Source organism: Candidatus Krumholzibacteriota bacterium, assembly GCA_016931295.1.
Taxonomy (GTDB): Bacteria; Krumholzibacteriota; Krumholzibacteriia; order Krumholzibacteriales; family Krumholzibacteriaceae; genus JAFGEZ01.
Map to the genome: position 1 here is coordinate 33,285 of JAFGEZ010000001.1, position 23,575 is coordinate 56,859.

The 23,575-nt window shown below is 66.9% G+C and carries 16 protein-coding genes; 8 read left to right on the forward strand and 8 right to left on the reverse strand.

The genetic code is table 11. The annotated features are described in order from the left end of the window. Positions 1-29 precede the first annotated feature (29 nt). From JW876_00110 to JW876_00125, 4 genes are all read right to left on the reverse strand, one after another. Positions 30-1,049, reverse strand: coding sequence for a UbiA prenyltransferase family protein (locus JW876_00110; GenBank protein ID MBN1883906.1), 1,020 nt, complete (start codon positions 1,047-1,049; stop codon positions 30-32). Continuing rightward, the gene (locus JW876_00115; protein MBN1883907.1) at positions 1,031-2,794 is read right to left on the reverse strand and encodes an AMP-binding protein; all 1,764 of its coding nucleotides are present in this window, start codon (positions 2,792-2,794) and stop codon (positions 1,031-1,033) included. Before JW876_00115 ends, JW876_00110 begins: the two co-directional genes overlap by 19 nt. A 166-nt stretch (positions 2,795-2,960) precedes the next feature. Beyond that, complete coding sequence (locus JW876_00120; protein MBN1883908.1) at positions 2,961-3,932, reverse strand: hypothetical protein; 972 nt, start codon at positions 3,930-3,932, stop codon at positions 2,961-2,963. A 39-nt stretch (positions 3,933-3,971) separates the two neighbouring features. Further along, positions 3,972-4,472: a nitroreductase family protein gene (locus JW876_00125; GenBank protein MBN1883909.1), complete on the reverse strand. Its 501-nt coding sequence runs from the start codon at positions 4,470-4,472 to the stop codon at positions 3,972-3,974. Positions 4,473-4,751: 279 nt separating this feature from the next. Here JW876_00125 and JW876_00130 point away from each other — a divergent pair, with 279 nt between their 5' ends. Then, the gene (locus JW876_00130; GenBank protein ID MBN1883910.1) at positions 4,752-5,909 is read left to right on the forward strand and encodes a Fic family protein; all 1,158 of its coding nucleotides are present in this window, start codon (positions 4,752-4,754) and stop codon (positions 5,907-5,909) included. Between the two features lie 11 nt (positions 5,910-5,920). Here JW876_00130 and JW876_00135 read toward each other — a convergent pair whose 3' ends face one another. Together JW876_00135 and JW876_00140 are read right to left on the reverse strand one after the other, a co-directional pair. After that, on the reverse strand, positions 5,921-6,757 hold the full coding sequence (locus tag JW876_00135; GenBank protein MBN1883911.1) for an RNA methyltransferase: 837 nt from the start codon (positions 6,755-6,757) through the stop codon (positions 5,921-5,923). A 16-nt stretch (positions 6,758-6,773) separates the two neighbouring features. Continuing rightward, positions 6,774-7,718 (reverse strand): PorV/PorQ family protein, encoded by a 945-nt coding sequence (locus JW876_00140; protein ID MBN1883912.1) that lies wholly within the window; start codon positions 7,716-7,718, stop codon positions 6,774-6,776. A gap of 309 nt (positions 7,719-8,027) precedes the next feature. On the opposite strand from JW876_00140, the gene JW876_00145 reads away from it, so the two are divergent. From JW876_00145 to JW876_00165, 5 genes are all read left to right on the forward strand, one after another. Further along, positions 8,028-9,467, forward strand: coding sequence for a phenylacetate--CoA ligase family protein (locus JW876_00145; GenBank protein ID MBN1883913.1), 1,440 nt, complete (start codon positions 8,028-8,030; stop codon positions 9,465-9,467). Then, positions 9,464-10,615 carry a glycosyltransferase gene (locus JW876_00150; GenBank protein MBN1883914.1) on the forward strand — a complete coding sequence of 384 codons (1,152 nt, stop codon included), beginning with the start codon at positions 9,464-9,466 and terminating at the stop codon, positions 10,613-10,615. Before JW876_00145 ends, JW876_00150 begins: the two co-directional genes overlap by 4 nt. A gap of 88 nt (positions 10,616-10,703) precedes the next feature. Then, positions 10,704-12,542: a hypothetical protein gene (locus tag JW876_00155; protein ID MBN1883915.1), complete on the forward strand. Its 1,839-nt coding sequence runs from the start codon at positions 10,704-10,706 to the stop codon at positions 12,540-12,542. A gap of 636 nt (positions 12,543-13,178) precedes the next feature. Further along, on the forward strand, positions 13,179-13,868 hold the full coding sequence (locus JW876_00160; protein MBN1883916.1) for a hypothetical protein: 690 nt from the start codon (positions 13,179-13,181) through the stop codon (positions 13,866-13,868). A gap of 529 nt (positions 13,869-14,397) precedes the next feature. Beyond that, positions 14,398-17,193, forward strand: coding sequence for a T9SS type A sorting domain-containing protein (locus JW876_00165; protein MBN1883917.1), 2,796 nt, complete (start codon positions 14,398-14,400; stop codon positions 17,191-17,193). A gap of 93 nt (positions 17,194-17,286) precedes the next feature. Here JW876_00165 and JW876_00170 read toward each other — a convergent pair whose 3' ends face one another. Beyond that, on the reverse strand, positions 17,287-19,500 hold the full coding sequence (locus tag JW876_00170) for a hypothetical protein (protein ID MBN1883918.1): 2,214 nt from the start codon (positions 19,498-19,500) through the stop codon (positions 17,287-17,289). A gap of 325 nt (positions 19,501-19,825) precedes the next feature. Between JW876_00170 and JW876_00175 the strand changes: the two genes are divergently transcribed. After that, positions 19,826-21,382: an MBOAT family protein gene (locus JW876_00175; protein MBN1883919.1), complete on the forward strand. Its 1,557-nt coding sequence runs from the start codon at positions 19,826-19,828 to the stop codon at positions 21,380-21,382. Positions 21,383-21,437: 55 nt separating this feature from the next. Next, positions 21,438-22,550 (forward strand): SGNH/GDSL hydrolase family protein, encoded by a 1,113-nt coding sequence (locus JW876_00180; GenBank protein ID MBN1883920.1) that lies wholly within the window; start codon positions 21,438-21,440, stop codon positions 22,548-22,550. Here the strand turns inward: JW876_00180 and JW876_00185 are convergent. Beyond that, positions 22,544-23,575, reverse strand: a complete 1,032-nt coding sequence (locus tag JW876_00185) for a polysaccharide deacetylase family protein (GenBank protein MBN1883921.1) — start codon at positions 23,573-23,575, stop codon at positions 22,544-22,546. The two genes, JW876_00180 and JW876_00185, sit on opposite strands and share 7 nt — an antisense overlap.

Consider the following 23,575-nt stretch of genomic DNA (forward strand, 5'->3'; position numbering starts at 1 on the left):
CCGGCCGACCGCGCCGATATTCCCGAAGATCAGAAGGACGGGTACGCGATCCCGAACCGCCGCCGGTAGTACACCCGCGTGAGCCACACGACGATCGCGAGCGCCGGGAGGAAGAGGGGGAAGGCCACGCAGGCGGCCAGGGCGAAGAGGGCCGTCGCTCCCTTGGCCGGCAGGAGGACGCGGGCCGCGTCGTCGCCGCTGCCGTGGCGCGAGGCGTTGACGAAGACGAGGAGCGAGAAGAGGGCCGCTCCCATCGCGAAATTGTTGCCCACGAGGTAGGCGACGACGGCCGAGGCCGTCATGAGGGCGGTCGAGAGGCCGAGCCCGAACCCCACCCCCAGCTCCATCCCGCTCGTGTTGAAGCCGCAGGCGCGGTCCCCCTCGATGTCGGCGAGGGTCGTCGCGAGGTGCACGGCGGCCACGGCCAGCGGGTAGGGAAGGAGGAGCGGCCAGCGTTCGAGCGAGCCCCCCGCGGCGATCCACCCGGCCAGCGTGTTCATCAGCCCGTTCCAGAGGGCGTTCGCCGCCACGTCCCAGAAGGCCCGGCGCTTGAGACGCACGGGCTCGAGCGAGTAGGCCGCGCCGAGGGCCATCCCCCCGATCATGAGCGCGGTGAACCCCCACGGCAGGAAGACGGCGCCGAGGGCGATCGACAGGGCCGCGAGCACGGCCGTCTCGATCCACGCGGCGCGCATCGGAACGATCCCGCGCGGGATGAGGAAGAGCTTGTCGTTCCGGAGGTCCGATTCCCGGTCGGCGATCTGGTTGACGACGTAGACCGCGCCGATCGCGGCGGTGATCGAGACGAGCCCGGCGAGGAGGCGCAGGATCGGGGCGGTTGCCCACGCGCCGGCACCGCCGTGCTTCGCGCCGAGCAGGAAGAAGGTCCAGACGGGGATCAAGATCATCGGGCGCAGGAGGAAGAGGAAATCAGCCGGGCGCGCGGGAGGCCGGCCGAGGCCGTCGCCCGCGAGCGAGCCGCCCGGCTCGCATGTCGATCGTGACGCTCCCCCGCCGCCGGGGGAGACGCTTATGCTTCCTCGACCCATTTGACCAGGTGGCGCTTGATCTTGCGCGTGGTCGTCCGCGGCAGCTCGTGGTCGCGGATCTGGAACTCGAGAACCCGCTTGTAGTCGGGAAGCCCCTCGCAGAGACGCTTGATCTCGGCGGCGATCGTCTGGCGGATCGTGTCCTCGGTGAGGTCGTCGCCGAACTCGTCGTCGTTGGAGAGCGCGTCGTAGTCGGGGACGACGACGGCGCCGAGGCGGACGTTGCCCTTGCGGTCGTCGATCCCCATGACGAGCGACTCGATCACGTAGGGGCTCTCCTCGATGAGGGCCTCGATCTCGGCGGGGTGGATGTTCTTCCCGCCGGCCGAGACGATCACCGATTTCTTGCGGCCGGCGATCGTGATGTAGCCGGCCTCGTCGATCCGCCCGAGGTCGCCCGTGCGGAGCCAGCCGCCCGAGAGCACCTCGGCCGTCGCCTGCGGGTTGTTGTAGTAGCCCTGCATCACGTTGTCGCCGCGGATGCAGAGCTCGCCGACACCCTCGTCGTCGGGAGAGACGATCTTCGCCTCGATGCCGGGAAGGGGCGGGCCCACCGTGCCGCTCCTGGCCTTGCCGGGGAGGTTCACCGAGATGACCGGCGAGGCCTCGGTGAGGCCGTAGCCCTGCAGCATCGGGATGTCGAGGGCGAGGAAGGCGTCCTCGATGTCGGGGCGAAGCGCCGCCGCGCCGCTCACCATGTACTTGAGGCGGCCGAAGGGCCCCGCCGCGACGACCTGCCTGGCCGCGCGCGAGGGTCCGCCGCCGATGCCGAAGAGCCGCCTGATCCCGCTGGCGATCCCGCCGAAGAAGCGCGAGACGGGGTTGCCGCCCTCCTTCTTCTGCTTCACGGGACGCGGGGCGGCCTTGGGGAGCGCCTTCGCCATGTGCTGGAAGAGCAGGGGCACGCCGATCAGGATCGTCACGCCCTCGCGCTCGATGTCCTCGCGGATGTCGCGCTGCTTGATCGACCGTCCGAAGACGATCGTGCATCCCGCGGCCACGGGCGCGAGGAAGTTGCACGTGGTGGCGAAGGTGTGGTGGAGCGGCAGAAGCGAGAGGAAGACGTCGGTCTCGGCGAAATCGAGCCGCGCGAGGATCTGCCGGACGTTCGCCGTGATGTTGCGGTGGAGGAGCATTGCCCCCTTCGGGGTGCCCGTCGTGCCCGATGTGTAGCAGATGGCCGCGATGTCCTCCGGCGAGACGGCGTCCTTGCGGCGGACGAAGGAGCCGTCACCGCCGTTCACCTTCTCCTTGCCCTCGGCCATGACCTGGCCGAGCGTCGGCACGCCGAGCTCGCTCTCGCCCTCGGCGATCACGACGACCGTGACGCCGCCGAGATGGAGGTCGGCGATCCGCTCGTTGTAGATCTTCTCGGTCGTCACGAGGAACCGCGCCCCCGAGTGCATCAGGAGATGGCGCACCTCGTTCTCGCGGAGCTGGTAGTCGAGGGGCACGATCGTCGCGCGGCAGGAGGCGACCGCGGCGTAGACGATCGTCCACTCGGGGCTGTTCTCCGCGAGGAGCGCCACGCGGTCGCGCTCGCCGAGGCCGTGGGCGATGAGGCCGGTGCCGAGATAGGAGACGAGCTTGCCGAGCTCGGGGAAGGTGATGTTCTGGTACCCCCACGGGTAGCGGCATTTCATCGCGACGCGGGCGCCGTGCGCGCGGATCGCCTCGTCGAACAAGGCGGGAAGTGTCGTCGCGCCGCTCGCGTTTTTCGTCGTCTCGGCCGGCTGGTCTGCCATCGGATCGGTCCTCCTGAAACAACCGTGGCTTCGGGGCTGACGGAACGAGTGTCAATCTATCACGCGGATTCGGGGCGGGCAACCGAAAAAGGGGCCGGATCGGCGGGGCGAGGGCCGCGCCGGGGCGAGCGGCCGGCGCCGCGGCCGGTCGCGCTGGGCGCGCCGATCAGGCGAGAGCGGCGGCGAGGCCGTCCAGCTCCACGGCGCCGGCGCGGAAACGCCAGGTGACGATCCGCACCCCCGCGTCGCGGATCGCCGCGAAGAGCGGCTCGCGCGGCGGGGCGGGCAAAACGAGGACGAGGCGCGCCTGGCGGCCGCCGGCGTCGAGCACGAGGCGCCCGACGGCGGCCTGGAGGTCGCGCTCGGCGAGGGATCGCTCGACGGCGAAAAGCACGGAGATGCGGCCCCGCGGCGTGCGGACGTAGAGATCGCGGCGGCGGTCGCGGTCGACGTCCAGCCCCCGCCCGCCGAGCGTGTTGGCCAGCGTGTTGACCACGTAGCCGTCGTCGATCGCCGCGGTGAAGTCGTTCTGCTCGCGCTTGACGCGCAGCCCCCTGAGCGGCGGGACGACGTACGAGCGGAGCTGCGGGAGCTCGCGGTCGAGGCCGCCCCCGACCGCCTCGTCCTTGTAGCGGGCCACCTCCCACACGAAGAAGCCGAGGTCGGCCGGGAGGCGCTTCGAGCGGAGGTCGCAGACGGGGAAGACGAACGAGCGCTTGCCGCCGTCATCCACCTCGACGGTGCGTCCGGTGAACGAGTCGGCGAGGCCGGTCTTGCCGATGTTCCGGCGGCCCCCGCCGATCGTGCCGCGGTGGACGACGTAGAGGCCGCCTCGCCCGTCCTCGGCGAAGGCGCCGCCGAGATGGCGGTTGATCCCCTTCGCGGGGAAGTTGATCTCGCAGGTGATCGCGTTGGAGAGGCGCGGGTCGGGCCGGATCACGCCGAAGGCGTTCCAGCCGGGCTCGCCGAGGGCGTACCAGAAGCGGTAGCGGTCGATCCAGGTGACGGATATCTCGCGGCCGCCCCCCTGGTGGCCGACCGGGATGAGGTGCCGGCGGCCGCGGAGCGTGGCGAGCCGGCCGCGAAGCAGCGCGTGGCCCTCGGCGATCCGTTTTTCGCTGTCGACGATCCTCAGCATCGGTCCTCCCGTGTGCGGGGGACGGGCCGGCCGGCCGCGCTACCAGCGCTCGCGGTGGTCGCGCCCGGCGTCGTACTGCGTGCGCGGCTCCTTCGACTCGGACGGGTGCCCGACGGCGACGAGGGCGAGCGTCTTCTTGTCCGCCGGCACGCCGAGGAGTTCGCCGATCTTCTTCACGCGGTCCTCGCGCGGGTGGACGCCGAGCCAGCAGGTGCCGAGCCCGAGCCCGGCGGCCGCGACGAGGAGGTTCTCCGTGGCGGCCGCGCAGTCCTGCTCCCAGTAGCCTTCCGAGATCCCCGGGTCGCCGATGACGGCGACGGCGGCCGTGGCCTCGCGGAGCATCGCCGCGTAGGGGTGGGCCTCGGAGAGCGCGTCGAGCATCCGGCGTTCGGTCACGACGACGAAGTGCCACGGCTTGAGGTTGTTGGCCGACGGCGCGGCCATCGCCGCATCGAGGAGCGCGCGGATCCGCTCCTCGGCGACCGGCTCGCTCGTGTAGCGGCGGATGCTGCGCCGGGCGAAGATGTTGTCGTTGTTCATGGCGTTCTCCCTTGGCGAGAGGAAAGACGAGTATACCGGAAACGGGTGGAGCGGGACAAGGGAGAAGGAGGTGGAGCGGGCTCCGGCGATCCGACGGATCGACGGCGGCCGGTCACGGTTCGCCGCCCCCGGTCCTATGTATCGGCGTGGACATTGCTATGGAAAACATTATGGACATTATTGATGCCACGAATTGAGTGTTGACAGGCGCAAAAGAGATGAATATTCTATTAAATGTATGATATATTGATTGATAGCAAATAGAGAGGATGGACAATAATGCGGACATACAAACGGACACATCCTTGGATAGATTTCACGTACGATACGAGGAAGGCTTCGTATGTCCACTGGCTCCTCCTCGGTGAAGCCCAGTCCAAGTGCAATCATTTCGTTCGGGTGCCGATGCTTCCCGAGGTCGCGAAGCATTTCTACGGAATATATCTCGCCAAGGGCGTGATCGCGACGACGGCGATCGAGGGAAACACCCTCACCGAGGAGGATGCGCTCAGGCATCTCGAAGGTACGCTGGAGCTGCCCCCCTCGAAGGAATATCTCCGGCAGGAGATAGACAACATCATCGAGGCGTGCAAAATGACCGGGCAGCGTATTCTGGAGGCGACCTCTATCGGGTTGAGTGTTGATGACATCAAGCAGTACAACAGGCTCGTGCTCCGGAAGCTTCCACTCGGTGAAGGCATCGTCCCGGGCGAGATCCGGACGCGCAGCGTCGTCGTCGGCGGATACCGCGGAGCGCCCGCCGAGGATTGCGAGTACCTGCTGTCGCGGCTCTGCGACTGGATCAACGGGGAACTGGAGGCGCCGCCCGCATACAGGATGGCCTTCGGCATCCTCAAGGCCATCCTGGCGCATCTCTACATCGCCTGGATCCATCCGTTCGGCGACGGCAACGGCCGTACCGCGCGACTCGTCGAGTTCCACCTGCTCCTGTCGGTCGGGGTGCCGGCAACGGCGGCCCACCTCCTGAGCAACCACTACAACCAGACGAGATCGGAGTACTACCGCCGGCTCGACCTGGCCCACAAGGCCGGCGAGAACGTCTTCTCGTTCGTCGAATACGCCCTGAACGGATTCGTCGACGGCCTGAAGGAACAGATCGAGATCATCAAGAATCAGCAGATCGCCGTTCACTGGAAGAATTACGTTCGTGACCGATTCCAGGACAAGACCGGCAAGCCCGACTTGCGGCGAAAATGGCTGGTGCTCGATCTGTCCGGCGAACGGGAACCGGTCCCGGTCGCGAAGATCCGATACGTCACTCCACGGATCGCCGAGGCGTATGCCGGGAAGACCGACAAGACGGTGCAGCGGGATATCACTGCACTGATCGACATGGGACTGGTCGTGAAGAGCGATCGGGGCGTGCGGGCCAGGATGGAGATCATGTCCGCCTTCATCGCGCCGTTCAGAACATAGCCGGGCGAGGTTCAATCGGCGCGCTGCCCCCGCTGCCTGCGGGCCTCGAAGAGGAGGACCGCGGCGGAGATCGAGACGTTGAGCGAGTCGGCCGCGCCGCGCATCGGGATGCGGACGATCTCGTCGGCCGCGTGGAGCCAGTCCGGCCCGACCCCCGTCTCCTCGCTTCCCACCACGATCGCCGTCGGTCCCGTGTAGTCGACCGCCGAGTACGGCACGGCGCCTCCCGCGAGGGCGGCCACGACGATCCGCGCGCCGCGCGAGCGCAGCCAGCCGATCGCATCGGTCGCCGTGCAGGCGGCCGCCGGCACGGTGAAGACGGTGCCGATGCTCGCCCGGACGACGTTGGGGTTGAAGAGGTCGGTGGCGCCGTCGGAGACGACGAGCCCGGTGATGCCGGCCCCGTCGGCCGAGCGCAGGATCGCGCCGACGTTCCCCGGCTTCTCGACGCGGTCGGCGACGAGGTAGAGGGGCGTTTCGCCCGGCCCGGCCGCGTCCGACAGGGTGCCGAGCCCCCGCTCGGGGACGCGGGCCACGACGACGATCGGCACGGTCCCCTCGCGCACGGCGAGCTTGTCCCAGGCGCGTGAGGCGACGGCGCAGGTCGGCGCCCCCGCCGCGGCGAGGCGCGAGGCGAGCGAGGCGACCGCCGCATCCTCGTCGGCGCCGGGGCCGAGGAAGATCTCCACGATCCCCACGCCCGCGCGGACGGCGCGCTCGATCTCGCGGTACCCCTCGACGAGGGTCAGGCCGGTGCGGTCGCGCTCGCGGCGCTTGCGCAGCGCGGCCGCGGCCTTGAGGCGCTCGTTCTGCGCGGAGGTGATCCGGAGGGTGTCGCCAGTGTCCATCTGCTCGATGTGCGGTCTACCGGCCGGTGCCGAAGAAGACCGACACGCGGTGGAAGTTGCCGAGATCCCCGTAGGGCGTGTACGCGTAATCGATCGCGAGCCGCTCCATGACGCGCAGCCCGCCCCCCGCCGTGAAGCCGTCGTCGGCGCGGAAGTCGTCGTTCACGTAGCCGGCGCGGAGGAAGAGGATTCCCTGGAAGGCCGCCTCGGCGCCGAAGGCGGCGAAGGCGTCCTCGCGCCGCGGCTTGACCATCTCGACGGCGAGCCGCAGCGTGGCGAGGCGGAAGAAGACGGGCGTGCGCCACGAGGCGCCGATCCGCGCCGTCGTGGGCAGCTCCTCCTCGCGCTCGATGAAGGTGACGGCGGGGCCGATGTCGGTCACCGTCGCGCCGACGGCGATGTCGGGGAAGGGCAGTTGGAAGACGGCCCCCATGTCGAGGCCGACGCCCCGCGCGGTCCACTCGTCGATCCGCTCCTGGAAGTACTTCACGTTGAGGCCGATGCCGAGTCCCTCGATCGGCGCCCAGCCGACGCCGACGATCCCGGAGACGTTGCCGTTGTCGATATCGCCGGTCGGGAGCCCCGAGGCGTCGTAGCCCTTCACGTCGGCGCTCGTCATCACGGTGGCGCCGGCGGCGAGGGCCATCCCGCGCGGGAGCGGGTGGCGGTAGAACGCGTTGTCGTAGTAGGTGTCGAGGGCGTAGGAGGAATGGAAGACGCCGATGCCGGCCGCCTGCCCGAGCGCGATCATCCCGGGGTTCCGCAGCCAGCCGAACGGGTCGTTCAGGGGCACCGCGCCCGCTTCGCCCATGGCGATCGACGCCGCTCCGACGGGCAGCACGAGGTAGCTCGCGCCGGTCGTGCCGGGGCCGTCGGCGGCGGCCGACGAAGCCGGAGACAGAACGCCTGTGGATATGACTATCGCGAGTGCTGCGAGCCAGCGTCGCGGAAAAAACATCATCGACTGTACCTCAACCCTGTCCAGTTGGAGGAATGATGGAGTTTTTCGATGCATCGCGCAACCTGTTTTTCGGCGGGCCCGGTACCGCATGATTCCCAATCGTTTCCGGCGGTTCCCTGTCGTCCGGGGCACCGCTCGCACACGGATGAAACGCAACGAATGTGCCAGCGGGCGTCCCGGCCACGCCGGGGCCGTTTTTCTCCTTGATTCACCGGGCCGCACAAATCTACTATCGAGCAAAAGTTACGCGCGCACGGGCCGGTCCGTACCGGCGGCGCGTTCGATCTCACGAGAGGCGTCGGCCCGGCGATGTACGAACGGCTCTACAGGGACGTCATCTTCCCCTTCTACGACACGGTCGTCCGGCGCCGCCGGACGTGGCCGACCTACCGCCGCCTCGCCGCGAACGCCCGGATGGACCCCGCGGAGCTCGACCGGTTACGCCGCCGCAAGCTCGCCGAGACGGTCCGCTACGCGGCCGCCCATTCCCCCTTCCATCGCGACCTGCTCGCCGCGCGCGGCGTCGACCCCGCGGACGTGCGGGACGTGGCCGTTCTGCGCGAGGCGGGATTCATGACGGACAAGGACAGCGTCCGCCGGGCCGGCGACGCAATCCTCTCCACCGCGTACGCCGGGCGGCGCACCTTCCGCAAGCACACGAGCGGGACGACGGGCGTGCCCCTGGCGATCCATATCTCGCCCGGACAGGAGGCGATCCGCGCGGCGACGAAGCTCCGCAGCGAGGACTGGATCGGCAAGCCGATCGGCACCCCGACAACGATCGTCTGGAGCCACCGCCTCGACCGCTCGCCCCTGGCCGCCCTCAAGGAAAACCTCTGGTGGCGGTTCCAGAACTACCGTTTCCTCTCGGCCTTCCGGGTGGACGAGGAGAGCCTCGCCGGCTACGTGGCGCGGATCCGCCGGAACCGCACGCGGTTCCTCGAGACCTTCGTCAACGTCGTCTACCTCATGGGCAAGGCGATCCTCGCCCGCGGCCTCGAGCCGCCCCGCCTCGACGGGATCGTGATCGGGGCCGAGCGGCTCATGGACCACCAGCGGGAGCTCGTCGAGGAGGCTTTCCGCTGCCCCGTCTACAACCGGTACGGGAGCAGCGAGTTCTCGAACATCGCCTGCGAGTGCACGCGCCGCGAGGGGCTGCACATCAACGCCGACAACCTCTGGGTGGAGGTGGTGAACGAGGCGGGCGAGCCGGTCGCCGGCGAGGAGGGCGAGCTCGTCATCACCGATCTCAACAACCGGCTCATGCCCTTCATCCGCTACCGGATCGGCGACCGCGGCGTGATGGGCGAGCGCCCCTGCTCGTGCGGGCGCGTCTTCCCCGTGCTCGACGCCGTCACGGGGCGCACCTTCGAGATCCTGCGCACCCCGGCCGGGCGCGAGTTCCACGGGATGTATTTCCACTGGCGGTTGAAATACGTGACCGGGCTCTTCCGCTTCCAGGTGATCCAGCGCGCGCTGGACCGCATCGACGTCAAGGCGATCGGTGACGGCACCGTGCCCGAGGAGATCGTGGGGCAGGGGATCGAGGCGGCCCTCGCCGAGCTGTCCGAGGAGGGAGTGGCCGTCGCCGTCTCCTTCGTCGACGACATCCCGCTCACGCCGGCGGGGAAGATGGCCTTCTTCATCTCGGAGATCGACGGCGGCGCGGGCGGCGGCGCATCCGGCGGCGATCCGCGCGGCGGCGACAACCCGGGCGCCGGCGCGGGCAACGAAAGGACAACGAAATGACCGGCGGAGACCGGCCGATACGGGTCGCGCACGTCATCCGCTCGCTCGAGTTCGGCGGGGCGGAGAAGATGGCGCTCGCCCTCGCGGCCGCGCAGCGGGCGGGCGGCCTGGTCGAGCCCTCGATCTACTGCATGGCGGGGGGCGGCCCCCTCGAGGAGGAGGCGGCCGCGCGCGAGCTCGACTGGCAGGAGATCGGGCTCGGCGGCGTGCGCTGGCTCACGCCGATGATCAGGCTCCGGCAGGCGCTCGCCGCCGCCGGCCCCGCGATCGTCCACACGCACAATTTCCTCTCGCATCTCCACGCCGCCCCGGCGGCCGGCATGCTCGGGATACCGGTCGTCCACACGAAGCACGGCCGCGCGGTCAGCCCCGGGCGTCTCGGCGCCACGCTCCGCCGCCGTCTCTACGAGCTCTCCGCGCGCATCGTCGCCGTCTCCGGCGAGACGGCCGACGAGCTCGCCGCGCAGAGCGGGATCGACCGCGGCCGGATCGCCGTCGTCTACAACGGGATCGACACGGCCGCCCTCGACCCGGGGTCGGACCCCGCCTCGGCCGCGGCGGCGAAGTCGGCGGCGCGCCGCGAGCTCGGCCTTCCCGGCGACGCGGTCATCGTCGGCGCCGTCTCGCGGCTCGACCCGGTGAAGGACCACGCGACGATGCTCCGCGCCTTCGCCGCGGCCGCGGCCGGGCGCCCTGGCGCGCGCCTCTGTTTCGTCGGCGACGGGCCCGAGCGCGCGGCGATCGAGACGCTCGCCGCCGGACTGGCGCTCGGCGACCGCCTCGTGATGCCGGGGTTCAGCGAAAAGGTGCGCTCGTGGCTGCGCGCGATGGACCTCTTCCTGCAGCCCTCGATCCGCGAGGGGCTGTCGCTGACGATCCTCGAGGCGATGGCGGCCGGCGTGCCGATCGTCGCCACGCCGGTCGGGGGCACGCCCGAGGCGATCGCCGGCGGCGAGACGGGCACCTTCGTGCCGGTCGGCGACGCCGACGCGCTGGCCGGGGCGATCGGGCGCTTTCTCGACGACCCCGCCCCCTTCCGCCTGATGGCGGCGGCGGCCCGAGAGCGCGCGCGGCGCCTCTTCTCGCTCGAGGGGATGACGGCCGCCTACGAAACGATGTACCGGGAGATCCTCGCGGCGGGCCGCTGAGATGCCGCCCCCGGCGGCGGCCGGCCGCCGGAGACGCGGGGAGGGATGGTCGAAGCCGGCGCCGGGCCGGACGGAGGGAGACGACGACATGAACAGGATCGCCGCGTGTATCTGCCGGGACGGCCGCACCGAGCCGCGCGCCCTCGTCGACGCGATGATGAACGACTGCGATCCCGCCGTCGGCGCCGCTGCGGTTCCCGCCGCCGCCGGCCCCGGAGCCGGGGCGCCGGTCTTCGCCGCGGGCCCCGCGGCTGCCTGCCTCCAAAGCGGCCCGTACGAGGGAGGAGGGGGCGCCCTTCCCGACGGCTCCTTCGCCCTCTGGACCGGCTTCCTGCCCGATCTCGACGGGCGGCTGGCCGCGCTCGGCCGGCCCGCCGGCGAGTCGACGGCCGCCTCGCTCGTCGCCCTCCTGCGCGAGCGGGGGAGAACGTTTCCCGGCGAGCTTCCCGGGATGTCCTCGATCGTCGTCTGGGATGCCCCGGGCGGCCGACTCTACGCGGCCACCGATCGCAGCGGCTGCTTTCCCCTCTACTTCGTGGCGGGGGACCGCTGGGTGGCGATCTGCTCCTCGCTGCCGCCGCTCAGGGAGCTGCTCGACACGCTGACGATCGACTTCGCCACGATGACCGATTACCTCTTCTTCGACGCCGTCTACGGCAACGGCACCTTCTACGAGGAGATCCGCCTGCTCCGCTACGGCACGTGGCTCCAGACGGACGCCGAATCGGGGGAGATCGACACGGGCCGCTGGTTCGACTACGAGTCGCTCTTCGACCTCTCCGCCTACGAGCTGAGCCGCGGGATCGACGCGCCGGGCGAACTCACCGGCCTCCTCTCGGCCGCGTCGCGCCGGGTGCTCGGCGCCGGCGGCGCCGGGGAGACGGGAATCCTCTGCGGGGGCGGCATCGACTGCTCCTATCTCGCCGGCGTGATGAAGGAGACGGGGCTCTCCGCGCCGCTCTTCTGCGCCGACCTCGATGCGGGGCGCTACGCCGAGGGCGGGCCCGCCGGCGAGACGGCGCGCCGCCTCGGGCTCGACCTGCACCTCGCGCCCCTCTCGCGCGAGGACTACTACCCGCTGCTCATGCGCTCGTACGAACAGCTCGGCCGCCCGCTCGCCCACCCGAACACGCCGCGCCTCGCCGCCGCCGCCGCGGTCGCCGCGCGCCTCGGCCGTCCGCACCTCGTGATCGGGGCGGGGAGCGATCTCCTCTTCGGGGGCTTTTCCAACGTCCTGCCGCTCGCCCGCTACCTCAAGCTCGCCCGATGGATGCGTCCGCTCGGCAAGCGCCTGCGCCGCGTCCTCGGCGCCGCCGGCCGCGACCGGTTCGCGCTCGAGATCGAGCTGCGCACGCGCAACGCCCCGGCGGCCCTCGCCGCGCTCGGCATGGGGAATTTCGAGCGGGCCGCCGCCTCGGCCCGGATCGAGCGGGCCGTCGCCGACATCGCCTCGGGCGACGAGCGGGCCCTCAAGGCGCTCATGCTCAAGAACCTCTGCGACTACCAGCAGCACCTGCTCAACCGCCGCCACGAGTTCGCCTCGGCGGCGGAGGTCGCTCTCTACTATCCCTTCCTCGATCTCGACGTCGTCCGCTTCGCCGCGAGCCTCGCCGTGCCCCACTGCGTCTCCGGGGGGTTCTCGAAGCGCGTGGTCCGCGAGGCGGCCGTTCCCTTCCTCGGCGACCTGGCGAAGCGCGGGAAGTGGGGGGGCGCCGTTCCCTACGAGTGGGTCAGGCCGCTCGAGCGCTTCCTCTCGGGGGGCTTTCTCGAGGAGGCCGTCGGCTACGACCACGAGCTCGTCGGCACGGCCCCGGGGATCGACGCGAAGGCGAGATGGAACCTCGTCGACATCGAGCTCTGGGGACGGATCTGCCTGCTCGACGAGGATCCGGATGAAATGCTGAGTATAATAGGAAGTATTCAATGAGAAACGCACAGCGTTATCTCACTCATCCCTGATCTGCCGGCCGAGTTCGTAAATTTCCACAAATTTTCATAATAATTTACCGCTGGGTAATTGCAGCTGTCGATGCGTGTTGCGAGTTATGTAAATATATTCTCGCGCATGCAAACTTGCTATTCGTTGCAACCTATATCGGGCGTAACGCATCTTCAATCTGTATCAGTCAAAGATTGTTGTTATATGGGGATTCGAGTTACAATGCGTACAATCTACAAGGCATCGGGAGGCTCCCATTCGTCAGGTTCAACGTCTCGTTCTCCTGCTGACTGAGAGCGGTGCACCGCACAGCGAGATGGTGTGTCTCAGCGTGCGGCACATTGTGGAGCAGGCGCTCGAAGCTGCCGTCCACACCATCCACTGCCCGTGGTGGTGCTGCCCGCGGGGAAAGATCCCCCCGCGTCTCGTGGCTGAACAACATTTTCTAGTTCGAGCCAACTGATGCCGCCAACGCTCATTGCGCCATATTTGTAAATATAATATGACATATGTAAATACATTCATCATTGACATGAATACACAGGTACACTCATTCTTATGAGGGTATTGGGTATCAATGCCTAGCTACAACACATTCATAACACAGAGCATCGGGAGGGTCCCATGCGTCAGGTTCAACAGCTCGCTCTTCTGCTGATTGTATTCTCGTGTGCCGCGACGAGCATTCTCGCCGGCGACATCCCCGACTGGGTACCGCCCGACGCGGTGGATGCGGCGAACACATTCTGGCGACGAACGGCCACTTCCGTCTTGATGACTTCCGATTACGGTTTCCGCTCGAATGAAGAAGCATTGAACTGCACGCTCGGTAATCCAGTTCAAATGGCGATTAGTCATTATGCTGAATATGATCCTTCTCAGTCGCTGGAAACATTCTACAGGCCCAGAGATGCATATCTTTTCGCTGTAAATTCGGATTCGTGCCTCATGGCAACAATCGAAGTTATAAAATTAGATGGTGAATGGCGTGAAGGTACCACATCGTTTATGTGTCGCAGGTTGTGCAATGATTATTTCGGTCAAGTTCACGATCGCTACACCGGCGAGAAAGAAATACGCATACTCGGTGGTCCTTTAGAAGGAAATTACGAGTTCTACATACTCAGAAACGGGATGCCTGAGACTGTGCTGACATGGATTCCGCAGGAGGAACGGTTCGAAGAATCAACCCCTCGCGAGTGGTTGGCAAAGAAACGAGCACAGTTCGATATGCGCATGAAGCATCCATACTACCGGAAACATTACGAGCGTGTTAAAGAAATTCGGAAACAGCAAGAAATGCAGGAGGAATAACGGTTCATCGCGGGAAGAAGGTAACATGACAAGAACATTGAAAGTTCTCGGGTTTCTGATTTTTGCTCATACGTTGCCGACAGCATGCCCGGCGGAGATTGTTGCCAAGATCGCAGATATAACCCCACACAAACAAGTCGACACGTGCCCTACGGATGCGATCGCGTCAAATCTATGCTGGGCCGCATGCATTCAGAGTCTTATCGAGCTCGATGCTTGCATTGAATCGCAGTGTTGCGTGATGGTTTATAGCAATCAGCTGGAGGGGTATGTCGTTACTGTGAATGAAGGGGAAGATGACGAATACCAAACTGATTATGACTGTTGTAACAACAATCCCGACAATGATGATCATTGTTGGCAAGGGGGGCCGGATGGAGACCCATGGTGCAATCGAACAAACGGATTAGTCGGTGATGAAGGCTCTGTAGACATGATTCTGTCAACATATTGGTCTCTTGGAAGCGTATGCACCGGTTCGCTCGATACCGACTCGATAATGGATTACGGCGTTTGTGGAAGACCGTATATGATACTCACAGAATTGAACGAGGAATTTGAACTATATCCCCATATTATGCTCACATATGGCTGGCAAGCTGAGGATGACGGTTCGAATTTCAAGTACCACGTCATGGATCCACGGTACACTCAACTTCAAACTATTCCTGAATTCACAATGACGTGTCGACTGTGGACTGAATCGCTCGTTGTCAACAATACATACGAAATTACAGGTAAAAACATTCCCCTCGCCCTCGCCAAATCATTCTCCGCGATAGAAATGGACCTCGGCATCATGTTGACGCTGGAAACCGAATCAGAGTCCAACAGCGATATGTTTAGATTCGATCGCCGCAGTCCCGGCTCCGATCGATTCAGACCCGTCACCGTACTTCATTCGAAAGGAAAAACCACCGGCGCGAGGTATCGGTGGCTGGACAGGAAGGGCAACGTCGGCGACATCTACCGGATCATCGAGATCGAGGAGGACGGTCGTCGGGGCGTTCTGGCCGTCACTGAAGCGTTGACGCCCGAGCAGCACGAGCGATCCCTCGAGACGCCCATCATCCCCGTCGCTCCTGCCCCCGCCGGTTCATACGCCGCAGGGCAGCCGCATTCCGATGCGCCGAGCCGCGAATCGCTGTCGATTGTCCCGGTGTTCCACGACTGGATCGCGATCTATCCGGATTCCTTTTCCGCCGCCATCGCACCTCTTGTCTCCTGGAGGGAATCGAACGGGATGGACGCGGAGGGATTCACGACGGAGTTCATCGTCGGCACGTACGGCATGTCCGTCGACGATTTCATCGAAGCCGCCTGGTCATCGCCGGGACATTGCCTGCAGTACGTCACGATCGTCGGCGACGGCGAGACCGTGATCCCGATCGACGGGTACGACGACGGCCCGACGACCGACAACGACTGGCACCTGTACGAATCCGATGTCGGTCTGGGAGATGTGGACGACGACGGGTTGTGCGACCTGGCGATCGGCCGCATTCCCGCCAGATCCGTCTCCGACGTTGTGAACTACGTTTCGAAGGTGATCGAGTACGAATCGAATCCGGCGGGAGCGTGGGCCGATACGGTTTCCTGCTTCGTCTGGGCGGTTGACGACAATCATTGCTCGGGCGCGCTGGCCGACAGCCTTGCGACGGAAGTGTGCAGCAGCATCCCGCCGTCGCTGAGTACGCATTACTACAGCGCGACCGACAGCAACCTCGCGACATATGACTATGACACGCGAATGGTGATCTCATCGAGGGAGATAGGCGCCGGCAAGTCTCTCGTGTTCGGTTATGGCACTGATTCGAACAATGTTCATTTCGTGAACTGGAATTACAGGAACAATCTGGACGATTTCGACGATCACCACCCGTATCCGTTCATGGTGACTGCCTGCTGCGAAGCCGCAAATATCTTCTCCCAATATCCTGCGAGCAAATATATACCGAATTTCCTCTTCCACCCGACCCGTGGCGTGATCGGCGTCTTCGCCCCGACCGGCGCCACGCACCAGGTGGGCAACTACCACCTCTCGACCCGTCTCATGGATTACCTGTACAACCGTGGCGCCCCGTCGACGGGGTATGCCTGCATGCACGCGCAGCGTCAGGTGATGGAGCAGTATCCGCCCCTCGTGTCGACGGCGCGGTCGTACATCTTCATCGGCGATCCCGCCCTGCGGATCGCCGGGAGCGTGGTGTGCGACAACGATTACTCCGTCGATGTCGTCCTCGATGCGAACAGCGACATATACGAGATCGGTGATGCGGTCACGATCAACTGGACATGCAGCGGGTGCCCGTGGAAAGTCACGGTCAAGCTGTCCGAGCACGATTCGGAGACGCAGACGCTGGCGACATTCGACCAGTACGAGACGCCGGACCTGAAGACCGGATCGATGCAATGGACGGCCGAGGGAATCAACGCTCCCTACGAGGATCATACCTACAGCATTCACGTCGAGGTCCAGGATCTCGCTCACAACCTGGTCACCGGCTATTCGCGCACGTTCGAGATCGTGGAGGAGATACCCGCCGGGAAACCCGACCCCCGTCCGGTTATTTCCCTCTCCGGAGACGATGGCACCGACAAAAGGATTCCGCTCCCCGGCATCGAGATCCAGGGAGACGAATCGTCGTTCGATTCCTATTGCCTCCTCCCGGACGGCATCAGCATTGATGAATCGAGATTCGAGATCGGGATCGAGGCGCCCGCGCAGCTGGACTGCACATTCGACGCCATCGAGCTCATCGTCGCCGACGTCGCCGCAGATCAGGATTCCGGCGCCGAGAACGGTGCTTCGCCGGATATCCTCGCCCGGTACGCCGGGAGAGCGAACGAGGGTGAGGAGAGCACGGCGAGATTCTCATTCGCCGCGCCGCTCTTTCATCGGAAGAGCATGAACATCCGTGCCTCCGGGACCGTGTCACTGGCGTTTTCGATCGACGGCCCGAACGAGGGAAATGAACGGCGCTATATCCTGCACTGCACGGGGATGCTGAAGACGCCCGATTCCGGGACCAATCCGATACCCACGACATTGGCGCTCGGCAGGCCATACCCCAATCCGTTCAATCCGTCGACGGTCATCGAATACGAACTGCCGAAGGCAGCCCCGGTGAATATCAGCATCTACGACACCCAGGGTCGGCTGATAAAAACGCTGGTCAATGAGCACGTTTCTCCCGGATCGTATTCCGTGACTTGGAACGGGAAGAATGCGAGCAACAACTTCGTCACGAGCGGCGTCTACTATTGCAGGATAACGGTCGACGGTCGAGAAACAATCACCAGGAAACTCGTGCTCCTGAGATAACAGAGTACAGGAGGACATTTTCGGTCGCATATGAAAACGCCCGCGGGGCCGCATGGCCCCGCGGGCGTCACAATATGCGTTTTGTCGCGCCCGCTACTGGTCGATCGTCTTCTTCTCGGGGGTCGCCGGGGGCGCCGGCGCCTCGCCGAGCGGGATCTGCGCGAAGAGGATCCCGTCCTCGTTCGTCGTCATCCGCTGCGCCGACGCCGAGAAGCTCCGCGAGAAGCCGACCGTCGCCGTCGTCTCCGTCGTGGAAAGGGAGACGTAGTAGGTGGCGTTCGGCGCGAGGTTCATCGCGTAGAGGCGCAGCGTCGACCACGGGCGGGCGAAGGTGAAGTCTACGGCATCGCCCGGCGTCGCCCCGTCGATCGCGTTGCTGAAGGCGACGAGGTAGCCGAGCTGCGGGATGTCGCTCCCGAATGCGGCGCCGACCATCAGGTCGGGACGGCCGGGGGTCACCGCGACCGAGGTGAACGGGCCGCCCGCCGCGGCCGTCTTCATCACGTGCAGGAAGGTCTCCGTGCGGTCGGGGCTGGGATCGTAGGCGCGGAAGCGCGGCATCCCGTACGTGTCGATCCCGCGGGTCACCTCGCTCCCCTGCGGCCAGGCGGTGTGGATCACCATGTCGGCCGAGCCGTTCGTCATCCGGTAGTCGGGCCCGTCGGGGACGGCGGTGGTGTGCGTGTAGACCTGGAAGTACTTCTGCCGCCCCTCGTCGTACGAGCGGCCGCGGTCCATGACGACGACCGATCCCTCCCCGGTGAGCAAAAAGAACTCGCGCTCCTTGTGCTCGACGACGTTGTCGCGGTAGTCGGGCTGCGCGAGGTAGGGGCCCGAGAGGTCGGCGGCGAAGTAGTAGTAGCTGCCCGTCTCCCTGCGGTGCTTTATCGTCGATGCGCCCCAGAAGAGCTTGCGGTCGCTCTCGAGGGGGATGTAGAGGCAGTTGTGGTGGACGTCGCTCTCGAGGAAGCGGTCGTCCAGCTCCGGGGCCTTGTCGGTGGCGAGGTAGCCGCCACGGTACAGGATGAAGTTGCCGAAGCCGTTCAGCCCGTGGTCGGTGTTGTTGACACCGGCGCGGAAGGAGGCCCAGGTGTCGTTCGGTCCCCACCCGCTCCGGTAGAGCAGGATCTGCGTGCCCTCGAGGTAGTAGAAGTTGCTGTCGGCGAGTGCCGAGCGGTAGTCGACCTGGCCGAGTCGGTCGTCGTACCAGATGAACTCGTTGTAGAGCTTGTAGTCGTAGTAGTCCTGCGACGCGTTGTTGTTGAGCCAGTACTGCCCGTAGTTCTTCCACTGGCTGTCGCTCAGGTGGACCATGAAGAGGAGCGGGACCCGCACCTTGGGGTTCAGCGGCACCTGGCCGGTGTCGTCCCCCTCGGCGATCAGGTGGTCGCCGGTGGGGTAGGTGGCGTGCAGGTAGAAGCGGATCACCTCGTCGGGCCAGACGAACTCCTCGTACTCGTTCCCCGCGATCCCCTCGGCCGACTGCACGGCGAGGATCGTCGAAGAGATCAGCTCGTTGTCGACGTTGCCGTAGGCCGTGCCCTCGTTCCACATCCCGCCCTTGGCGCGGCCGGTGCGGTTGTCCCACGTGTACCACGGGATCTGCTCGCCGCGCGTGTAGTGGATCGCCTCGGGGAGCATCACGTCGCGGGCGCGGGCGAGCCAGAGTTCGGCGTCGGGGTTGTCGCCGTAAAGCGCGTAGCCCGAGGTGAGGAGCGCCCACATGTGGCCGTAGTAGAAGTTGTTCGAGGGGTCGTTCCACGCGAATCCGGCGCCGGTCATGATCGTCGTGGCCCACGCGTCGAGCTGGTTCGAGAAGCGCGCGAGCGCGTCCGGGCGGTTGGCCGCGAGCCAGTCGTAGCACCAGTCCACCGTGATCGCCACCGACGACATCAGGTAGCGCGAGAGGTAGTAGTTGTCGTAGGCGAGCCACGTGTTGAGCGTGTAGCTCGAGTACGGGTTGTCGAAGGCGTACTCGATGATCTGGACGGCGCGCTGCGCGTAGCGGCCGTTCGACGCCGGGTCGAGCTGGTACATCAGGGCGTAGTTGACCGCCTTGAGCATCCCGATCGCGCGGGAGTCGATGTAGCCGGAGAGGGCGTCGCCCATGTGGCTGTCGCACCAGCTCTCGAGGCGGTGCGCGTTCGTCGTGTTCCGGTTCATCCGGTCGTTGAGGGCGGCGATCCGCTCGTCGGTGAGCCAGATGCGCGGATGGTCCTGCCTGACGGCCCCCAGCGCGGGCGCCAGTGAGGCGCCTGCGAGCGAGACGAGGAGGACGAGCGTCGTGCAGAATGACAACCGTTTCATCGTATCTCTACCTCTCGATGCGCGACGGGGAATCCTCGGAAACGATCCGCCCCGCGGCGTGGCCCGGTGTGGTCTTTCCCGTCTGTTCGCTGCAAGTTTCATGCTCATCAGGGGAATGTCGCGGGCGTTCGCTGGGCCCGCGCGTCTCTATCCACGTTATATGATACACCCGGCGCCCGCAATGATTCTTTGATCGCGAACGGTAAAACGGGTAGAATGCCCCAAACCGTTCGCCGGCGGGGCGGCAACGCCGCCGGCGCGGCACGGATTCTGCAGCGGGCGAGGGGGGGCGCCGGGGCGGCGCCCGGGAGGCAGCCGACAGGTTATGTGGTTCAATTCGTTCGATTTCGCCGTCTTCTTCGTCGTCGTCCTCGCCCTGTACTACCTGTTGCCCTTCCGCTGGCAGAACCGGATGCTCCTCGTCGCCTCCTACGTCTTCTACGGCTGGTGGGACTGGCGCTTCCTCTCGTTGATACTGATCTCGACGATCGTCGACTTCGTGGCGGGGATCCGCATCCACGGGGCGGGGGATGCGGCCGACCCGGCCACGGCCCGGCGCCGGCGGGGCTGGCTCGTGGCGAGCGTCTGCACGAACCTCGGCATCCTCGGCTTCTTCAAGTACTTCGATTTCTTCGCGGGCTCACTCGCCGGCGCGCTGGGCGCGCTGGGGATCGAGTCGTCCGTCCTGCGGCTCGATCTCGTGCTGCCGGTGGGCATCTCCTTCTACACCTTCCAGACGATGAGCTACACGATCGACATCTACCGGGGCAAGATGGAGCCGACCCGGCACTTCCCCGATTTCGCGCTCTTCGTCGCCTTCTTCCCGCAGCTCGTCGCCGGCCCGATCGAACGGGCGCGCGTGCTCGTGCCGCAGATCCTCCGGCCCCGTACCTTCAGCGCGCACCGCTTCGCCGACGGCGCGCATCTCATCTTCTGGGGGCTCTTCAAGAAGGTCTTCGTCGCCGACAACCTCGCACGCACGGCCGACGCCGTCTTCGCCGATCCGAACGCCTCGTGGTGGTCGATCGTCGTGGGCGTCTACGCCTTCGCCTTCCAGATCTACTGCGACTTCTCCGGCTACTCCGACATCGCCCGGGGGTGCGCGAAGTGCCTCGGCTTCGAGCTGATGCTGAACTTCGACTTCCCCTACATCGCGGTGAGCCCGAGCGATTTCTGGCGCCGCTGGCACATCAGCCTCTCCTCGTGGCTGCGCGACTACCTCTACATCCCGCTCGGCGGGAACCGCGGCGGGCGGGCGAAGACCTACCGCAACCTCTCGCTCACGATGCTCCTCGGCGGGCTCTGGCACGGCGCGGCGTGGAACTTCGTCGCCTGGGGGGCCTACCACGGCCTGCTCCTCGTCGGCCAGCGCCTGCTCGGCGGGCTCGCGCGGATCGTTTCGGGCCGCGCGGCGCGGGGGCGCGCGGAACCCGGCGCGGCCGGCGCCGGCGCTGCGGGGAACGTTGCAGTCGCGACCGGCGCGGCGACGGAGGCGCGGTCGATCGACGCGCGGCCCGCGCATCGCTGGGGTGTCGCCGCGGGCGGCCGTTTCGCCGCGCGCGCCCTGCGCGTGGCCCTCTTCTTCCAGCTGACCTGCCTCGGCTGGCTCTTCTTCCGCGTGCGCTCGCTCGGCCAGGCGGGATCGATGCTGCGGCGCCTCGTCACCCTCGAGGGGACGGCCCGCTGGGGGGAGATGCTCGTCGTCGTGGAGTACGCCCTGCCGCTTCTCGCCGTCGAGACGGTCATGGTGCTCGCCCGCCGCGACGACGTCTTCCGGCTCGCCGCGCCGCTCCCGGTGAAGGCGGCCGTCTACGGCGTCCTCTTCTACCTCTTCGCCTTCCTCGGCGCGCAGGCGCAGAGCTTCATCTACTTCCAGTTCTAGGAGAAACCGGCATGGCGACGACGCGGGACATGCGAACGATCGGGGAGGAGGAGCGATGAACGCCGCTTCGCTCATCCGCTGCCTCGGGCGCTGGCTCGTCGCCGCGGCCGTCTTCGGCCTCGTCCTCGAGCTCTCGGCCCGGGTGGACGACCGGGTGCGCTGGAACGCGCCGCTCCTCCAGGCGAACTACACGCACGCGATGCTCCAGGTCTCCGATTCCCTCGGACGGCGCAACCGCCCCGGCGCCCGCTTCGAAAAGTGGGAGATCGACCGGAACGGTTTCCGCGGCCCCGGCGCGGCCGTCGAGAAGCCGGCGGGGGTCGTTCGCGTCGTCGTCGCCGGGGCGTCGGAGACCTTCGGTCTCTACGAGAGCCCGGGGATGGAGTACGCAGCGCAGCTCGACTCGGTTCTCGAGCGCGCAGAGCCGGGACGCTTCGAGGTGATCAACGCGGCGAGCGCGGGGATGACCCCGCCGCGGATCCGTTTCCTCTGGGGGGCGCACCTGCGGCGATTCGATCCCGACGTGCTCGTCTTCTACCCCTCGCCTGCCTTCTACCTCGACGCGCGCGTCCCCCGCGACACGGTGCGCGTGCGCACGGGCCCCGTGCCGGCGCCGCCGCCCCGCCCGCGGCTTCTCCGCAAGATCTCGATCGTGGCGAAGCGCGTCGTCCCCGGTGCGCTGCAGGCGTGGGTCAACGAGCTGCTCGCCCGCCGCGAGGCGGGCGGGGAAGAGGCAGAGCCGTGGGAGGCGCCGCCCCCCGATCGCGTCGCCGCGTTCGAGCGGCAGGTGACCGAGCTCGTCGACGCCGTCCGGCGGGATTCCGTCCGGGTCGTCCTCGCCACGCACGCCGTGCGGTTCGGCGGTTCGATGGACGCGGCCGACCGCCGCCACATGGCCGGCTGGCGCAAGTTCTACCCGCTCGCCTCGGCCGACTGCCTGCTCGAAATGGATGAGGCGGCGAACGAGGCGATCCGCCGGATCGGCCGCGAGCGCGGCATCCCCGTCGTCGACATCGCCCGCCTGGTGCCCGCCGGCGACCGGTACTTCGCCGACTTCGCGCACTTCACCGACGCCGGCGCGCGACTCGTCGCCGAGGCCCTCGCCCCGGAAGTGCGCGCGGCGGCCACGGGCGATCGCCCGCCGCCGCCGGGGAACGCCTCTCAGTAGTCGATGATGTCGGGGAAGAGGAGCTTGGCGCGGAAGACGGCGCCGCTGTCGTAGCGCTCGATCCCCACGCGCCGGAGCCCGAGCGGATCGAAACCCTTCTCCGTGTTCAGTCCCCAGTTGTACATCGTGCTGAAACGGTAGCCGCTCTCGGCGACGATCCGGCGGAGCGTCTCCTTGGCCGAACGCTTCTTCTTCGGCCCGATGCGTCCGCGGCCCGGCGAGCCGAAGCTCGTGACCGCACGGCCCAGCTCGGCCTCGATCATCGCCTTCGCGCCGGCCACCTCCTCGCGGAGGCGCGTCTCGGGAATGTTGGAGAAGATCGGGTGGTTCACCGAGTGGGCGCCGATCTCGATCCCCGCCGCGTCCAGCTCGCGGAGCTCGTTCCACGTCATCGTCTCGCGCTCGGCCGGCGGCCCGTCCGCGACGCCGCAGCGTTCGGCGAGAAAGGCGATCAGCTCCTCCTTCTCGTCGTCGGGGAGCCCCTTCACCGCCCGGATCAGCTTCCGCGCCGCCTGCTGGCGGTTGCCGGAGCCGAGGCGCAGGACGGCGTTCAGGGGCTCGCCGAGGGGTACCTCGCCCGCGGGCGCCGTCTTGACGATCCGCGCGAGGCGGTCCCACCAGAACAGGCGCCGCTCGCCGATGAACCCCGCGGCCACGAACATCACCGCCGTCGCGTTCGCCCGGCGCAGGAGCGGGAAGGCCACCTCGTAGTTGTCGCGGTAGCCGTCGTCGAAGGTGATGACGAGCCCGCGGGCGGGCAAACGCCCGTCCCGGTCGAGGGACTCGCCCACCTCGCGCAGGGTCATGACGTCGTACTCGCGCGTGACGAAGGCGAGCTGCCGCTCGAACGCGCGCGGCCCTGCGCTCACGAGGTCGTCGTCGAGGGGGAACCCGGCCGGGATCTCCATCACCCGGTGGTAGGTGAGCACGGTGAGGCATCGCCCGAGGCGCCGCTCGCGGCGGGCCACGACGAGCCGGCGGGGCAGGAAGGACAGGGCGCGGGCGGCGAGATCGCGTTTCGACAC

Coding starts and splice junctions, on each gene's coding strand:
- JW876_00110 (MBN1883906.1), bottom strand. CDS start 1,049: ATGGGTCGAGGAAGCATAAGCGTCTCCCCCGGCGGCGGGGGAGCGTCA.
- JW876_00115 (MBN1883907.1), bottom strand. CDS start 2,794: ATGGCAGACCAGCCGGCCGAGACGACGAAAAACGCGAGCGGCGCGACG.
- JW876_00120 (MBN1883908.1), bottom strand. CDS start 3,932: ATGCTGAGGATCGTCGACAGCGAAAAACGGATCGCCGAGGGCCACGCG.
- JW876_00125 (MBN1883909.1), bottom strand. CDS start 4,472: ATGAACAACGACAACATCTTCGCCCGGCGCAGCATCCGCCGCTACACG.
- JW876_00130 (MBN1883910.1), top strand. CDS start 4,752: ATGCGGACATACAAACGGACACATCCTTGGATAGATTTCACGTACGAT.
- JW876_00135 (MBN1883911.1), bottom strand. CDS start 6,757: ATGGACACTGGCGACACCCTCCGGATCACCTCCGCGCAGAACGAGCGC.
- JW876_00140 (MBN1883912.1), bottom strand. CDS start 7,718: ATGATGTTTTTTCCGCGACGCTGGCTCGCAGCACTCGCGATAGTCATA.
- JW876_00145 (MBN1883913.1), top strand. CDS start 8,028: ATGTACGAACGGCTCTACAGGGACGTCATCTTCCCCTTCTACGACACG.
- JW876_00150 (MBN1883914.1), top strand. CDS start 9,464: ATGACCGGCGGAGACCGGCCGATACGGGTCGCGCACGTCATCCGCTCG.
- JW876_00155 (MBN1883915.1), top strand. CDS start 10,704: ATGAACAGGATCGCCGCGTGTATCTGCCGGGACGGCCGCACCGAGCCG.
- JW876_00160 (MBN1883916.1), top strand. CDS start 13,179: ATGCGTCAGGTTCAACAGCTCGCTCTTCTGCTGATTGTATTCTCGTGT.
- JW876_00165 (MBN1883917.1), top strand. CDS start 14,398: ATGATACTCACAGAATTGAACGAGGAATTTGAACTATATCCCCATATT.
- JW876_00170 (MBN1883918.1), bottom strand. CDS start 19,500: ATGAAACGGTTGTCATTCTGCACGACGCTCGTCCTCCTCGTCTCGCTC.
- JW876_00175 (MBN1883919.1), top strand. CDS start 19,826: ATGTGGTTCAATTCGTTCGATTTCGCCGTCTTCTTCGTCGTCGTCCTC.
- JW876_00180 (MBN1883920.1), top strand. CDS start 21,438: ATGAACGCCGCTTCGCTCATCCGCTGCCTCGGGCGCTGGCTCGTCGCC.